Source organism: Mesorhizobium sp. ES1-4, from assembly GCF_020164745.1.
Lineage (GTDB): Bacteria > Pseudomonadota > Alphaproteobacteria > Rhizobiales > Rhizobiaceae > Mesorhizobium.
Genome location: NZ_JAIUGV010000001.1, coordinates 54366 through 70530, shown reverse-complemented (window position 1 = coordinate 70530; position 16165 = coordinate 54366). Strand labels below are relative to the sequence as shown.

General features: G+C 61.7%; 13 protein-coding genes. 4 read left to right on the top strand and 9 right to left on the bottom strand.

Annotation, left to right across the window (positions count from 1 at the left end):
• Positions 1-20: 20 nt before the first annotated feature.
• The 3 genes from LB556_RS00355 to LB556_RS00345 form a co-directional block, all read right to left on the bottom strand.
• A complete protein-coding gene (locus tag LB556_RS00355; protein WP_224562072.1) occupies positions 21-1448 on the bottom strand; it encodes an amidase in 1428 nt (475 codons plus the stop codon).
• A gap of 97 nt (positions 1449-1545) precedes the next feature.
• The gene (locus LB556_RS00350) at positions 1546-2580 is read right to left on the bottom strand and encodes an extracellular solute-binding protein (RefSeq protein ID WP_224562070.1); all 1035 of its coding nucleotides are present in this window, start codon (positions 2578-2580) and stop codon (positions 1546-1548) included.
• Between the two features lie 284 nt (positions 2581-2864).
• Positions 2865-3797, bottom strand: coding sequence for a hypothetical protein (locus LB556_RS00345; protein ID WP_224562069.1), 933 nt, complete (start codon positions 3795-3797; stop codon positions 2865-2867).
• A gap of 179 nt (positions 3798-3976) precedes the next feature.
• On the opposite strand from LB556_RS00345, the gene LB556_RS00340 reads away from it, so the two are divergent.
• Together LB556_RS00340 and glf are read left to right on the top strand one after the other, a co-directional pair.
• Positions 3977-4879, top strand: coding sequence for a hypothetical protein (locus LB556_RS00340; protein WP_224562068.1), 903 nt, complete (start codon positions 3977-3979; stop codon positions 4877-4879).
• A 17-nt stretch (positions 4880-4896) separates the two neighbouring features.
• The gene (gene glf / locus LB556_RS00335; protein WP_224562067.1) at positions 4897-6081 is read left to right on the top strand and encodes a UDP-galactopyranose mutase; all 1185 of its coding nucleotides are present in this window, start codon (positions 4897-4899) and stop codon (positions 6079-6081) included.
• A gap of 33 nt (positions 6082-6114) precedes the next feature.
• Here the strand turns inward: glf and LB556_RS00330 are convergent, their stop codons facing one another.
• Positions 6115-7086 carry an NAD-dependent epimerase/dehydratase family protein gene (locus LB556_RS00330; RefSeq protein WP_224562066.1) on the bottom strand — a complete coding sequence of 324 codons (972 nt, stop codon included), beginning with the start codon at positions 7084-7086 and terminating at the stop codon, positions 6115-6117.
• Between the two features lie 697 nt (positions 7087-7783).
• Between LB556_RS00330 and LB556_RS00325 the strand changes: the two genes are divergently transcribed.
• Positions 7784-8557: an NAD kinase gene (locus LB556_RS00325; protein WP_224562065.1), complete on the top strand. Its 774-nt coding sequence runs from the start codon at positions 7784-7786 to the stop codon at positions 8555-8557.
• A 192-nt stretch (positions 8558-8749) separates the two neighbouring features.
• Entirely contained in the window at positions 8750-10339 is a 1590-nt protein-coding gene (locus tag LB556_RS00320) for a DEAD/DEAH box helicase (protein ID WP_224562064.1), read from the top strand.
• An 83-nt stretch (positions 10340-10422) separates the two neighbouring features.
• Here the strand turns inward: LB556_RS00320 and LB556_RS00315 are convergent, their stop codons facing one another.
• From LB556_RS00315 to LB556_RS00295, 5 genes are all read right to left on the bottom strand, one after another.
• On the bottom strand, positions 10423-11073 hold the full coding sequence (locus tag LB556_RS00315; protein ID WP_224562063.1) for an OmpA family protein: 651 nt from the start codon (positions 11071-11073) through the stop codon (positions 10423-10425).
• A 149-nt stretch (positions 11074-11222) separates the two neighbouring features.
• On the bottom strand, positions 11223-11591 hold the full coding sequence (locus LB556_RS00310; RefSeq protein ID WP_224563792.1) for a GFA family protein: 369 nt from the start codon (positions 11589-11591) through the stop codon (positions 11223-11225).
• Positions 11592-11707: 116 nt separating this feature from the next.
• Positions 11708-12085, bottom strand: coding sequence for a hypothetical protein (locus tag LB556_RS00305; protein WP_224562062.1), 378 nt, complete (start codon positions 12083-12085; stop codon positions 11708-11710).
• A gap of 244 nt (positions 12086-12329) precedes the next feature.
• Positions 12330-13461 (bottom strand): peptide chain release factor 2 gene (gene prfB / locus LB556_RS00300; RefSeq protein ID WP_224562060.1). Its coding sequence is split into 2 segments (ribosomal slippage): positions 12330-13394 and positions 13396-13461, totalling 1131 coding nucleotides; the frame shifts between segments, so codons are not numbered across the junction.
• A 123-nt stretch (positions 13462-13584) separates the two neighbouring features.
• Positions 13585-16029 carry a penicillin-binding protein 1A gene (locus LB556_RS00295; protein WP_224562059.1) on the bottom strand — a complete coding sequence of 815 codons (2445 nt, stop codon included), beginning with the start codon at positions 16027-16029 and terminating at the stop codon, positions 13585-13587.
• Positions 16030-16165: the final 136 nt, after the last annotated feature.

The window sequence follows — 16165 nt, the reverse complement described above, 5'->3', positions numbered from 1 at the left end:
CCACTCCCCTGCACCGCCTGTCAAAGCGATGGGCGCGTCCGGGCGTCTATGTACCATTGCCCCTGCGCCGTTTCATAGGCCATCGCGGCCCGGAAGACATCGGCATCGCTATAGGTGCGGCCGACGATCTGGAAGCCGGTCGGCACACCGCTCGCCGCCCGGCCCGATGGCATGGAAAGCGCTGGACAGCGGCTCACCATATTGAATGGCGTCGTCATCACCCAGCCCAGCGAGGGGTTCACCTCTTTGCCGTTGATCTCGACGGTTCCCGTGGTCTGGTCGAACTCCGCTGGCACTGCGGGAAGCGCATTCGTCGGGCAGATCAGCACATTGTAGGTCTCCAGCAGCGGACCCAGCGTCTGGTACATCCTTGCGGCCACATCCAATGTCGCTACGAAGTCGGTGGCCTTGGACTTTTGCCCATCCTCGGCAAATCGCCTGGCATAGCTGGTCATGTCGCCGCTGTGCTCGGCAAGCAATTGCGACAGTGAGGCGCCGAAAAGATGCTCCAGATAGGCCATTCCGGCCTTGAGCACGCCGTCGTCCCAACCAAGATCGACTTCCTCGACCGTCGCCCCCAGTGAGCGGAACACATCGCAGGCGGCAAGCATGTTGCCGCGGACGTCGGCATCGACCTCGAAAGAGCCCAGATCCATCGAGAACGCGATCTTCCAGCCCTTGATCGGCTTGTAATCAAGCGGCAGGCGCAGCTTGGGGCGAAGCGTGGCGACGTCGAGCGGGCTCGGGCCCGCCATGACATTCTGCAGCAGGATTGCATCCCTGACGTTCCGCGCCAGCGGTCCGGTGTGGCAGTAGAAGTCGAGGTTGAAGGGCGGCTCGTCGGGGTTGCGCCCATAAGGCGGCTTGTAGCCGACGAGGCCGCAGGCCGACGCCGGAATACGGATCGATCCGGCAATGTCCGAGCCGGTGGCGATCGACGATGTGCCGGATGCCAGGGTTGCCGCCGAACCTCCCGACGACCCACCCGGCGTGAAGTCGCGGTTCCAGGGATTGCGCGTCACGCCCCATCGTTTCGACCAGGTGTAGCCGGCGCAGCTGAATTCCGGCGTCGCGGTGCGGGCGTGGACGATGCCACCGGCCTTGATGATGCGCTCGTTCATCGTCGAGGTGTGGCCGCCCAGGGCATCCCCGGACAGCAGCGAGCCATGCGACGTCGGCTTGCCCTTGATGTAGCTCTCGTCCTTGATGCCGATCGGGAGCCCTTCGAGCGCGCCGGTCCTGGCGCCCTTGGCGTATTTCGCCTCTGCCTTGGCGGCCAGCTTCATCGCCTCGTCGAAATGCGTGAAGGTGAAGCAGTTGACCGCCGACTTCGTGGCTTCGGCGCGACGGATGGTGGCCTGCATCAGTTCGACGGGCGAGAGTTTCTTCGCCTTGAACAGCCGTAGCGCCTCGCTGGCGGGCATGTAGCAGAGGTCGAGATCGGACATCGAAAATCTCCAGCGATCACGTGATCGCACTTGGCATGAAGGGTGACCGGACCGCGCGTGGCGGCCCGGTGCTTTTTGTCGGGTCCGGCTGGTGGCGCTACTTCTGGAGGTCGGTCCAGATCTTCGTGTAAAGCGCCTGCACATCCGCCGGGCAGGCCGGCATGAACTGGCCCTTGGCGGCGAATTCGGCCGGGATGTTCACCTCCGGCGCGTTCTTCATGTCCTCGGGCATGAAGGCTTCCGAGCCCTTGATCCCGTTCGAGTAGCGGGCGAAAGCCGAGATCATCGCTGCGTTCTTCGGGTCCATGATGAAATTCTGGAAAAGCTTGGCGTTCTCGACGTTCCTGGCGTCCTTGAGGACGGCGACATTGTCCATCCAGATCGGAAAACCTTCCTTTGGGTAACCGTAGACGATCTTGTCGTTCTGCAGGCGCTCGCGCAGCGATATGCCGTTCCAATTGACGCCGGCGGCGATGTCACCCCTGCCCAGGCCATCGACGGCCGCGTAGTCGAGCGAAAGCCATTTCGCCTTCGCCTCGACCAGCTTGTCATGCACTTTCTTCAGCACCTGCATATCGTTGGTGCAGTACTGGCCGCCTTCATAGGCAATGGCGAGAAACATGATGTCCCCCATTTCGGGTACGACATTGATCTTGCCGACAAGCTCGGCCGGCGGGTCGAGGAAGAGCGCAGACGTGTTCGGGTCGCCTGAATAGACCGACTTGTTCACCGAAATGCCTGTCGTGCCCCACTGCCAGGGAACGGTGTATTTACGGCCCGGATCGAAGGGCACGTCGACCCATCTGGGATCGACATTCTTGAAATTCTCCATCGTGTTGGGGTCGGTTTCAAGCAGCAGGCCCTCGCTGATCCAGATCGGCACCACGCTGGCGGAAGGCACGACGATGTCATAGCCGGAAGCGCCCTGGCGAACCTTGGCCAAGGCGGTGTCGTTGGAGTCGTAGTCGGTCACGGTGACCTTGATCTTGTAGGTCTCCTCGAACTTCTTGATGAGGTCCGGACTGGTGTAGTTGCCCCAGTTGTAGATGTTGAGTTCGCCGTCGGCGCGGGCAACGCCCGTTGCTGCGAACATCGACAGCCCGACGGCCGCGGCGGTCAGTTTCCAGTTCATGCGAGTTGCTCCCATTGTTGGGACCGGCGGCGTCGCCGCCTCAGGTCCATTCCTGCTGATGAACAAGCCTGAGCCTTCCGCCCCTGCAACGGGCCGAACGGCGTTCAGGAAAATTCCCCTCTTCGCGGCCATTCACCGGCTGACGCCAGCTGACCAACTCGGTGTTCGCTTTCGAAGCTAGATTATAACTAACTATACAGTCAATATCTTTTCGACAGCACTGGTGTTGCCCGGCAATTGCCTGACATTCGACCTGGGTGGAAAGCAAAGGAAAGCTCCAGCCTTCAGTCGCCATTCCTATCGGCAGGAAGGGAAACCCTATATTCAGGCGCGTGATCCTTCCGCTTCTTCCGCCACGGCCTCAGTCGGTCCTTCAATCGCGCTTTGACAACCGGCTTCTCGTAGACAGGAGCAGGCAGGCCGGCGAGCGCGTAATAATCGTCAAGGATGGCGGTTTGCAGCAGGCGCTGCTCCTGTGTGTAAAAGCTGAAATGCGCGGCGACCAGATCGCCGAAAACCTTGCCTGGACGATCGAGCTTCGCCGGCAAGGTCACTGACAGCCATTCCTCCTCGTCGCTTCCCGGCGGATAGAACAGTTCACCGAGGTCCAGCACTTCCGATCCGAAAAAACCGATCGCGTTGATCGAGAAACGCCCCAGCCTGACCTCCCGGTCGGGAACGCGGAAATCACCCAGCCGGTTCGTCCGGACAGCCTCGATGAAGACCGGATGAAGCGCCGCTGGAAAGCTTGCGTGCGCCCAGGAATATGGACACATCGCCTGACAGGTGAGTGGCCCGTCGATCAGCACCCTGGAAAAATTCTTGATCAAGGTGTTGCAGACCGCATTGTTGATGATGAGCGGCGCATACCAGAGGGCCGAACCCTTTTCCGCCATCGCCCGCGCCTTGAATCTGGGAAGGAAGCCTTCCTCCAGAAAAACCACGTCGTCGTCGAGACGCAGATAGAGAGCGTCGGCGTCGTCACAGAAGCGGAAAAACCCGCCGATGACACCGATGCTGCCGTCGGCGCCCGGAAGCGCCTTGATCTGGCAGCGATGATCGCTGGCCGCCAATCGCTGGAGATAGGCGCGGTCGGCTTCGTTGCGGCAATTGTCCCACAGGTGCCATTCATGCACCTCTGGGCTTTTCAGGACATGATGGCTGAGCAGGCGAAGATATTTCTCGCGGCCGGCCGGGGTCACAACAATCAGCTTCATGAGAGTCCCGCCTGCAATGGTTCCGTGCCGAGCCTAGAATCGATCGGGCGGCGAATCTAGATTGGCAAGCACAAGTGCGGGAGTATCAAGTGTGAACCATCAATTCGTCGGATGTCTGGCTCTTCGCTTTCATTCGGGTTTGGTATAGGGGGCTCGCCACGACAGAACTGGACCCATGAATGGACACCGAAACCAAGTCCTCGACGAGTACCCGCCGAAATCTCGTCATCGTCAGGGCTGGAGACAATTCTCTCCATCGCGGATGGGGAGCGGACGTGTCCGAATGCGAATTCGACCTGATCGTCAGCTACTACGGAACCGACCCGTCGTCATTTCTGCAGCCGTATGAAAACAGAGTCGACTACAAAGGCGGCAAATGGGATGGCATCCATGCTCTGCTCGACCAGCGGCCGGACCTGCTTGATCGCTACCAGTATATCTGGTTCCCCGACGATGACCTGGAAGCAGACCGCGCAACCATCGAGGCGATGTTCGTCAAGATGCGCCGGCTCGACCTCCACATTGCCCAGCCCGCCCTGACGCTGGACAGCTATTTTTCCCACCTGCCATTTCTTCGCTGCAAGAGCTTCGAATTTCGCCTGGTCGACAAGATCGAGATCATGGCTCCCTGCATGCGAGCGGACGTCGCAGCCAAGATGCTGCCCCTGTTCAAAAAATCCATGAGCGGCTTTGGCCTCGACTTCCTATGGACGAGGCTTGCCGCGCAGAATCTTGGAAGATCAGCTGTTTTTGACGCCTTGCCTGTTCGTCATACGCGGCCGGTGGGAATTCATCTGGCGACTGCAATGCTCAAGTCCGGTCGGACGGCCGATGCGGAATACCGCCAACTGGCGTTGCAATATGGTTTCAGCGAGTTCTTTCCCTTGTCCTACGGAGCCGTCGACCGCAAGGGCCGGCGCTGGCGGTCGCGTCTCATGATCGGCCTGCGCATGGTCGCCGACTATCTTGCCGATCGAGGAGACTTTCGCCAGGCGTTCCGGCTGAAGAAACTGTTGTGGCGCCTTCTGCGCCGGCAATGGTCCAAGCCGTTGGAGATTTCACAGATCGTGCTCGAATCATGAGGACGGCAGACCCAGGAATGGACGAGGACCTGCTCGCCGAAGCTGACATCCTCATCGTCGGCGCGGGCTTTTACGGTGCGACGCTCGCCGAGCGCATCGCCACGCAGCTTGGCCGGCGCGTGCTGGTGATCGACCGGCGCCGGCATATTGGCGGCAATGCCTACACCGAACAAGATCCTGTCACCGGCGTCGAGATTCACCGCTACGGACCGCATCTGTTCCATACATCCAACGATGAGGTCTGGAACTATCTGCGTGCCTTCACCGGTTTCACGGCCTATCGCCATCGCGCCTTCTCGACCTATCGCGACAAGGTCTATCCGCTGCCGATCAACCTTGCCACGATCTGCCAGTTCTTCGGCAAAAGGCTGAGCCCCGGCGAGGCGCGCGGCATGATCGCCGAGCAGGCGACGGAACTGGGCGATCGCCACCCGGCCAATCTCGAGGAGAAGGCGATCTCCCTCGTCGGCAGACCCCTCTACGAGGCCTTCATCAAGGGCTATACCGCAAAGCAATGGCAGACGGACCCGCGCGAGCTGCCGGCGCAGATCATCACGCGTCTGCCGGTCCGCTACACGTTCGAGGACGGCTACTTCAACGACCGCTTCCAGGGCCAGCCGGCGGATGGCTATACCGCGATCTTCGAAAAGATGCTTGCGCGGGAGCTTATCGAAACGCGGCTTGGCGTCGACTTCTTCGATATCAAGCCCCAGTTGCGCAAAGATCTGCCGGTCGTCTACACCGGCCCGATCGACCGCTATTTCGATTATAGCGAGGGCGAACTCGGCTGGAGAACCATCGATATCGACCTGGAGGTCATGAATACGCCGGACCATCAGGGCACGGCGATCATGAATTACGCAGACGAAGCCGTGCCCTACACCCGCGTGGTCGAATTCCGCCATTTCAACCCGGAGCGCCAGCACAAGAGTGACAAGACGCTCATCGGCCGCGAGTATTCCCGTTTTGCCGGCCGTGCCGACGAGCCTTATTATCCGATCGACACGCGCAAGGATCAGGCGGTCTATCGCCGTTATCTCGACCGGGCGCTAGCCGAGAAAAACCTGCATCTCGGGGGACGGTTGGGGACCTACCGCTATCTCGACATGCACCAGGCGATCAGCGCCGCCCTCAAGGCCTTCGAAACCGTGATCGAGCCCTATTTCGCCGGTCGGGTCGATTCCGTTTCACGGTCGCCATGACGGACAGGGCCTGAAGCCGCGAATCTCTGGTTTTCAGGCCGTTGCCGCTACTATGCCGCCGGCAGCAATCCGTTGCCCGAACCATTCGAAAGTGCGCCGGATCCCTTCCTGATAGCCGGTTTTTGCTTCCCATCCGGGAAGAACCTGCCTTGCCAGGGTCAGGTCTGGGCACCGGTTCGTCGGATCCTGCGGGACAGGCGCGTGATGTTCGATACGGCTGCCGGGAACAAGCGAGCAGACGAATTTCGCGGTTTCGATAACCGAGACCTCGCGATTGTTGCCGATGTTCAGGGGACCGCGGTGCGAGATGCTGTCGCGCCAGAAGAAGCGCTCCACCCCTTCCACGATATCGTCGACATAACCCCAGCTGCGTGACTGGGAGCCGTCGCCGTAAACGGTCAGGACTCCGGTCGTCAGGGCCTGGCCGACAAAATTCGAAACGGCGCGGCCGTCATCGATGCGCGTTCGCGGCCCATAGGTGTTGAACAGCCTGACGACGCGGACATCGAGCCCGCTGACGCGCTGCTGTTCGAACAGCAGCGCTTCGGTGCAGCGCTTGCTCTCGTCGTAGGATGCCCGTGGCCCGGTGCAGTCAACCGATCCCCGGTAGCTCTCCGGCTGCGGCGACACCAGGGGATCTCCATAGACTTCCGAGGTCGAGGCGAAGCAGAAGCGGCCGCCGGGCTTCAGCAACGACAGAAGATTGAGCGCGCCACCTATATTGGCTTTGATCGTGCGGGCCGGCTCGCGCATGTACCATACGGGCGAAGCCGGTGACGCGAGATGGATGATCTCATCGAAATGCCCACTCGCCGTGAAGCTTTCGGCATCGCCAATCCGCAGGCTGAAGCGTGGGTCGGCGACATGGGCAATGTTGTCGCGCAATCCGGTCCACAGATTGTCCACGACGACAAGCGATCCCAGATCCTTGCGCCGCAGCAGGCGATCGACAAGATGGGAGCCGATGAAGCCGCATCCCCCGGAAACCAACACGTTGCGCGGCATGCGCCTGACACTCCAGAATTCGGCCGGTCAACTCGGCGCACGGCTCGTTTCCCAGAGGCGGGGGAACGGGGTCAGATTTTCGGACCCGAAGCCTTTCTATCAGTGCTTTTATCGATGCCGCAATTGCAACCATCAAATTTGCCTTGCACCAGCCGGTGATCGGTCGCCCCGGGATGACGCGGCTATAGCGCCCTTTGCGGGCAAGGCATGCCGGCGGCATCACCGCAGCGTGACGCCGTGGGCAAGGGCCTAGCGCTCATTTCCTCCGACCGGCGCACCAGTTCGGCGAAGACAAGCGCGAAACTTCCCAACATGACAAAGACAATGATCAGGCGTGCTACCGGCAACATGTCGGCCTCGTCTGGCTGGCGCGGTGACCCCTGGCATCAGGATCCGCACGCAAATCTACCGTGCCGCAGCGTCCTTTGCGTCCCGAAGGATAAGGCGATGCTGCGGGTGCCCCACGCCACCCATGCCGGCTAACATGATCGATCCGGCTTTACGAGGGCTTAAGCCCGGCCTTAACCATCACATTCGATCGCGCCACGACATCAACCGCGACCGGCGCGTGCGGCGGCACTGCCGCGTCGCGTCGTGCACTGGCAGAGGCTCTCTTTGCAGACCCGCCCGCCCCATGCTACCCCGGCGCTGGCGCGGCCAGAACCTGCCGGCGCCAATCTGTCGCGATCGGGAAGCCATGAGCACAGCCGCCAACAGCATCGCCTTTGTCTCGTCCGACACAGCAGACGCCAAGGCGGCGCTGGAAAGTCTGTCGGCGCGTTATGGTCAGTGTTCGGTCGCGGAGGCCGCGGTTGTGGTGGCCCTGGGCGGCGACGGCTTCCTGCTGCAGACCTTGCGCGATACGATGGGTACGGGAAAGAAAGTCTACGGCATGAACCGTGGCACCATCGGCTTCCTGATGAACGAGTACCGGTCCGGAGGGCTCACCGAGCGCATCGCGGCCGCGGTCGCCGAAACGATCCGTCCGCTGGAGATGCTGGCAACCACCTCGGATGGCGAACACGTCACCGCGCTGGCGATCAACGAAGTCGCGCTGTGGCGCCAATCCTATCAGACGGCCAAGATCCGCATCAGCGTCGATGACCAGATACGGCTCGAGGAATTGAATTGCGACGGCGTCATGATCGCTACACCGGCCGGATCGACCGCGTACAATCTTTCCGCGCACGGCCCGATCCTGCCGCTCGACGCGCCGCTTCTGGCTCTCACTCCGGTCAGCCCGTTCCGCCCGCGACGCTGGCGCGGTGCATTGCTTTCCAACAAGGCAACCGTGCGCTTCGACATTCTGGAGCCGGAAAAGCGGCCGGTGAACGCAGCCGCCGACCACACGGAGGTCAAGGCGGTAACCTCGGTCACGGTGCGGGAATCGCCGACGGCCACCGCGACTTTGCTGTTCGATCCCAATCACTCCTGGAACGAACGCATCCTGGCCGAACAGTTCCGTTACTGAGCCGGCACAGGGACAAGCGGCAGGATTAAGCATCGCGATTAAGGTTACAACTTCACAATCGCGCCAATGCTGCCCGTTTCTGTTGACAAATCGCGGACTTGCGCCTATTCGCAATACCAATCTTGCAGGCGCGTGGCGCTTGCCGCGACGAACAGCGTTGCGCTCCCCCAAACCAGCCAAAGACAGCAACACTTGTCCTCAGACACCACGATCGCTCAAGAAGCGTTGACCTTTTCAGACCTTGGCCTGTCGGCGAAGGTGCTTTCCGCAGTTACCGATGCCGGCTACACCCAGCCGACCCCGATCCAGGCTGGCGCGATCCCGCACGCCTTGCTCGGCAAGGACGTACTGGGCATTGCCCAGACCGGCACCGGCAAGACCGCCTCCTTCGTGCTGCCGATGTTGACCCGGCTGGAAAAGGGCCGCGCACGCGCCCGCATGCCGCGCACGCTGATCCTGGAGCCGACGCGTGAGCTCGCCGCGCAGGTCGAAGAAAACTTCGTCAAATACGGCAAGAACCACAAGCTCAACATCGCGCTGCTGATCGGCGGCGTGTCGTTCGACGAGCAGGACAAGAAACTGGAGCGCGGCGCCGACGTGCTGATCGCGACGCCGGGCCGCCTGCTCGACCACCGCGAGCGCGGCAGATTGCTGCTCAACGGCGTCGAGATCCTCGTCATCGACGAGGCCGACCGCATGCTCGACATGGGCTTCATTCCCGACATCGAACGTATCTGCGAGATGATTCCGTTCACCCGACAGACACTGTTCTTCTCGGCCACCATGCCGCCAGAGATCACCAAGCTGACGGAAAAATTCCTGCACGCGCCGGTGCGCGTCGAGGTCTCCAAGGCCGCGTCGGCGGCCACCAACATCGTCCAGCGGCTGGTCAAATCGGGCTCGAAGCCCTGGGACAAGCGTGAAACGCTGCGCAACCTGATCAAAGCCGAGGACGCGGAGCTGAAGAACGCGATCATCTTCTGCAACCGCAAGATCGAGGTTTCGGAGCTGTTCCGCTCGCTGCTGAAATATGATTTCGACGCCGGTGCGCTGCATGGCGACATGGATCAGCGCGCCCGCATGCAGATGCTGGCCAATTTCCGTGACGGCAAGCTACGCTATCTCGTCGCCTCGGACGTCGCCGCGCGCGGGCTCGACATTCCCGATGTCAGCCATGTCTTCAACTACGACGTACCGATCCACGCCGAGGACTATGTCCACCGTATCGGCCGCACCGGCCGCGCCGGGCGCTCGGGCAAGTCCTTCACCATCGCGACCAAGTCCGACACCAAGTATATCGACGCCATCGAGCGGCTGATCGGCACCAAGATCGAGTGGCATGACGGCGATCTGTCGACGGTGGTCGCCAGCGAAGGCGAGGACGATGCTCCGCGCCGTGGCAAGGGCGCTCCGCGCCGTGCCGGCCGCAAGGATGAGGACCGCAAGGTCCATGACCGCAAGGACAGTGGCGAGCGCAAGAAGGCTGGCGAGCGTCGCGCCAGACACGGCGGGGAAGATGCGTCGGCCGTGGCTGCTCAGCCGCATGACCAGCCCGATGTGGCCGAGACATCGGACATTGCCGAACGGCGCGCGCGCAAGGATGCGATCCGTACCGAAAACACCGAGCGCAAGCCCTCTTCGGATCGCGCGCCGGAACGGGGCGATACAAGGCCACAGCGCGACGGCAACCGCCCTGCCCGGCACCGCCAAGAAGACAACGACACCACTGTTGGCTTCGGCGACGACATGCCGGCCTTCATGCGTATCGTCGCCAAGGTCTGACCGCGCCGATCTCGCTAATCTTCTGGAAAACCACGTAAAAACGGCCCCTTGCGGGGCCGTTTTCGCGTTGCATGCACTTCTGCTCAGGTGAGCGGCGAAAGCTGGATCTCGACGCGCCGGTTCTGCTCGCGGCCGGCGGCTGTCGCGTTGGAGGCGATCGGCCGCGTCTTGCCGAAGCCGGTGACGGCGAAACGGCGCTGGTCGACGCCCTGGCCGGAGAGATAGTTGGCGACCGCCAGCGCACGGCGCTGCGACAGATCGAAATTGTGCTGATCGCCACCGGTCGAATCGGTATGGCCGAAGACGTCAACCGTGGTCTGCTTGAACTTCTTCAGCACCAGCGCGACCGAATTCAGCACCGGATAGAAGCCCGGCTTCACCGCATCCTGATCGACATTGAAGGTGATGTCCGACGGCATGTTGAGGATGATCTGGTCGCCGCTGCGGGTGACGCTGACGCCGGTGCCCTGGAGTTGCCGGCGCAGTTCCGCCTCGTTCTGGTCCATGGTGGCGCCGATCGCACCACCGGCCAGCGCGCCGATGCCGGCGCCGATCAGCGCGTTGCGACGGTCATTGCCGCCGGCAAGCAGACCGAGACTGGCGCCTGCCAGAGCGCCAAGGCCGGCGCCCGCGGCCGTGTTGGAAATCTTCTGGTCACCCGTATACGGATCGGTGGTGGTGCACGCGGTAACGAGCAAAGCCGTCGCCACAACGGCGAGCACTGTCTTCTTCATAGATGGTCCCTCTCCAAGTCGCGCCTTTTCGCGGCGCCAAATCAGCCCTTCGATCGACTTGTACCATGAATTACGGCGAAAAGCGGAATGGGGAAAGTGGCCGTCGCGGGTTTTCCCAGGCCCGCTGGGCAACGAAGCGTCTTGACGGGCTACCAGAGATTCTTGCCGTCGATGACCACCACTTCGACCTTGTCGAGATCGAAATCATCGAACAGCCGCGAGTTGACGCTGATCTTCGGATTGTCGAAATCCGGCTCGCCGGTCGACCAGTCCGGGGTTTCGGTGAAGGTGCCGCAGCCGCAGGTGGCGCAAAACCCATGCTTTACGGTCTTCGAGCCCCATTGATAGAAGGAAACATTCCCCAGCGGTGTGATGAGCCTGAACTGCGATGGGGTGTAGTAGGCCCAGAGCGAGCCGCGTTTCGAGCAGAACGAACAGGTGCATTGCGTCACCGTACGTGGCGCCTCCGACACCTCGAATATCGTCGCCTTACAGTGACAGCTTCCCTTGATGGCCATGAGCATCACCTCTCCACAGTCCGCCGCCCAAGTGGCAAGGCATCATAAAGAAGCGATCCTGACAACTATCCGTCAGCAGGCTTTTGTACCGAAGCAATTCAACCGCCGGTGCAGCATCAAAAAGAGCGTGGCGGCACGAACAGGCATATCGTCTTGCCGGCATCGAGACCGGCCTGATGAGCGCACCAGTGAAACTCGCCGTCGGGGCTGTCCTTGATGCGCTTGTCTGTCATCGGAACGACCTCGCCGGTGCCGGCGATCACGTAGCCCTCAGGTTTCTCCAGCACCTCGCCGGTATGCGTAGCACGGCAGTCATAGTTGGCGCAGCAGGCGAATGGATAGCTCCAACCCTGCGGCTTTGCCGCCGTAGGTTTGGCGTCATGAGCAAAGGCGACCGGCGCGAACATGGCAATCACGCCGGTGGCGAACAGAGAAAACATAAGTCGGCCGGCCGGGTGAACGGCTCGGGCCGATCTGGGTGTGGCAGCAGACATGGACGTTCCTTTCGAGCGTCAGGCATTTCGCCTGCCCGTTCCCGGAACGTGTCCTTCCCAGTGGCCGGATCATCAGGTCGCAGATATGCCGCGTCCGGCCATAAATGCTTTTTGTCTCCCAGCATTTGGATGCTGGGCTGATTCCTTGGTCGGCGCAAGAAGCCGCCGCGTCCGGAATATGGACGCACGCGCATACCAAACTGCCACCGCTAACGAGATTCAGGCCGGTTGGTTCCCCGTCAGCCTAATCCAGGTCGGCCACCGTCTCACCCGCACCGCCCTCGATGCGTTGCGACAGCGAGGCTTCCATGAAATCGTCGAGGTCGCCATCGAGTACGCTCGACGGGCTGGTGCTTTCGACGCCGGTGCGCAGATCCTTCACCAACTGATAGGGCTGCAGCACATAGGAACGGATCTGATGCCCCCAGCCGATGTCGCTCTTCGAGGCCTCGGTGGCGTTGGCGACCGCTTCGCGCTTCTTCAGCTCTTCCTCGTAAAGGCGCGAGCGCAGCATTTCCCAGGCCTTCGCCTTGTTCTTGTGCTGCGAGCGTTCGGCCTGGCAGGCGACCGCGATGCCGGTGGCGATGTGGGTGATGCGCACGGCCGAATCGGTGGTGTTGACGTGCTGGCCACCCGAGCCGGACGAGCGATAGGTATCGATGCGCACGTCGGATTCGGAGACGTCGATCTCTATCCTGTCGTCGACGACAGGATAGACCCAGACGCTGGAGAAGGACGTGTGACGGCGCGCATTGCTGTCATAGGGCGAAATGCGCACGAGGCGATGGACACCTGATTCCGTCTTTAACCAGCCGTAGGCATTGTGCCCCTTGATCAGCAAGGTGGCGGACTTGATGCCGGCTTCTTCACCGTCATGCACTTCCAGCACCTCGACCTTGAACCGGCGGCGCTCGGCCCAGCGCGTGTACATGCGCAACAGCATCGAGGCCCAGTCCTGGCTTTCGGTGCCGCCGGCGCCGGCATGGATTTCGAGATAGGTGTCGTTGGCGTCGGCCTCGCCCGAGAGCAAAGTCTCGACCTGGCGGGCCTTGGCCTCGCCCTGCATCGAGCGAATCGCGGCTTCGGCCTCGGCGACGACGCTCTCGTCGCCCTCTTCCTCGCCGAGCTCGATCAGGCCGATATTGTCTTCCAGCGCCTGGGTCAGGCCCTTGACCGCCGCGATGCCTTCTTCCAGGCCCTGGCGTTCGCGCATCAGCTTCTGCGCCTCCAGCGGTTCGTTCCAGAGGCTGGAATCCTCGGCCCGCACGTTCAGGTATTCAAGCCGCTTTATGGCCTGATCCCAGTCAAAGATGCCTCCTCAGCAGGGTGATCGCCTGCCTGATCTCGTCGACAATATTCTGCGTTTCCGCGCGCATGGCCTGATATGTTGTCCTGTTGCTGAATGACGCTTCGGTCGGCGCGATACATAGGGACGGTGCCGCCATGTGTAAAGCGAAATGGGCCAGCCCCGAGGCCGACCCATCTGGGCGGATGCGCCCTCAGTAAAGGCCGCCGCCGCCGTCCTGGATGGCCTGGTTGGCCTGCGGCGACAGTGCGCCGCCGGAGGCATTGGAGCCGTCCGCGCCCATGCCGATCACCCAGTAGCTGTCGGCGGGGCCGGTGCCTGGCTTGAAGGCCTCGATGATGGTGCCCGGATCGCCCGAGGAGGCGCGCATGCCGGTCTTGCGGTTGATGGCGATCAGATTCATGCCGTCAGGCACCTTGAAGTCGACATTGGGCGTGCCGTCCAGCGCAACGCGCATGAAATCCTTGAAGATCGGGGCGGCAAGACCGCCGCCGGTGGCGCCATGGCCAAGGCCGCGCGGCGTGTCGTAACCCATGTAGAGACCAACCACGAGGTTCGGCGTGTAGCCGATGAACCAGGCGTCCTTCTCGTCGTTGGTGGTGCCGGTCTTGCCGGCGATGTGGCGGCCAAGCTCGCCGACGGTGGCACCGGTGCCGCGCTGGACGACGCCTTCCATCATCGAGGTGATCTGGTAGGCGGTCATCGGATCGAGCACCTGCTCGGAATTGTCGACAAGTTCCGGCTCCGGCTGATTCTTCCACTCAGTCGCGTTGCAGCCTTCGCAGCCACGCTCGTCCTGCTTGAACACCGTCTTGCCGTAGCGATCCTGAATACGGTCGATCAGTGACGGTTTGATCGACTTGCCGCCATTGGCCATGATCGAATAGGCCGAAACCATGCGCATGACGGTCGTCTCGCCGGAGCCCAGGGCCATCGGCAGATATGGCGCCAGATGATCATAGACACCGAAGCGCTCGGCATATTCGACCACCAGCTTCATGCCCATGTCATTGGCAAGCCGCACCGTCATGAGGTTGCGCGACTTTTCAATGCCCGAACGCAGCGTTGCCGGGCCGGCGACCGTGCCGTCATAGTTCTTCGGGGTCCAGGTGGTGTTGCCGCTCTGGATGGTGATCGGTCCGTCCATAATCACCGAGGCCGGGGTATAGCCATTGTCGAGCGCGGCGGAATAGACGATCGGCTTGAACGAGGAGCCCGGCTGGCGCATCGCCTGGGTGGCGCGGTTGAATTCCGACTGCGAATAAGAAAACCCGCCGACCATGGCCAGCACGCGGCCGGTGTGCGGATCCATGACGATCATGCCGCCTTCCACCGCGGGGACCTGACGCAAGCTGTAGGCGTTGTCGGAGCCGTCGTTCTTCTGGACGAAGATGACGTCGCCCGGCTTCAGCACCTCGGCCGGCGACTTGGCCTTGACTGTCTTGCCGCCGACCACATGGCGCATGGCAAAACTCATGTCGTCCTTGCTGACGGTGCCTTCGACGCGTTCCTTCACGATATCGCCCGAGGCCTGGCGTGCCGGCTGCAGGCCGATCGACAGCCCTGACGCTGAGCTGTCGAGCACGACGGCCAGCGACCACTCGGGAACGTCTTCGAGTCCCTTGACGGCACCCAACGGCACACCCCAGTCGCCGGAGACGTCGATCGTCTTCACCGGCCCGCGATAACCGCGCAGGGTGTCGTATTTTATCAATCCATTCTGCATCGCCTTGCGGGCAATGAGCTGGACCTTCGGGTCAAGAGTGGTGCGGATCGACAGCCCGCCCTCGTAGAGCGCGTTCTCGCCGTAGCGGGCAATGATCTGCCGACGAACCTCTTCCGTGAAATACTCGCCGGCGAAAAGATAAGAGCCGGTGCGGCGTGGAGCAACGCCAAGCGGCTCGGCCTTCGCCTTCGCGCCCTCTTCGGGAGTCACGTAGCCGTTTTCGACCATCTGGCCGATCACCCAGTTTCGCCGTTCAATCGCCCGATCGGCGTGCTTGAAGGGATTGTAGTTGGCCGGACCTTTCGGGAGCGATGCCAGGTAAGCGGCCTCGGCCACGGTCAGCTCGTTCACCGATTTATCGAAGTAGGTCAGTGCCGCACCGGCGACACCATAGGCGTTGAAGCCGAAGAAAATCTCATTGAGATAAAGCTCAAGGATACGATCCTTGGAATAGGCCTGTTCGATGCGGAACGAAAGGATGGCTTCCTTGACCTTGCGTTCCAGGGAGCGCTCGTTGGTGAGCAGGAAGTTCTTGGCAACCTGTTGAGTGATCGTCGAGCCACCCTGCATGGGGCCACCCGACACGTAAGTGATCGCCGCTCTGCCCAACCCGGTTATGTCCACACCAGGGTGGCTGTAGAAGTTCTTGTCCTCCGCGGACAGGAAGGCCGCCTTGACGCGGTCGGGGATGGCCTGGATCGGCAAATACAGGCGCCGTTCTCGTGCATACTCCGCCATCAGCGAACCGTCCGAGGCATGGATACGGGTGGTCACCGGCGGCTCGTACTTGGCCAGAACCTCGTAGTCGGGCAGGTCCTTCGTTACATGGCTGATGTAAATCGCAACGCCCGCCGCGACCAGAAGGGCCAGCGTCGTGCCGATGCCGAAGAAATAGCCAATGAGACGAATCATACCCGCTCCAGTCCTTGGTTCGGGAATTTCCTAAACGAAGCCGCCTTCCACGCAAGCTTTCGAGCCGGTCCCAATCCGCAATCGAAAACCCATGTCGCCACCATGTGGACAAAATACGGCAGGGCCGCGTTTCGCG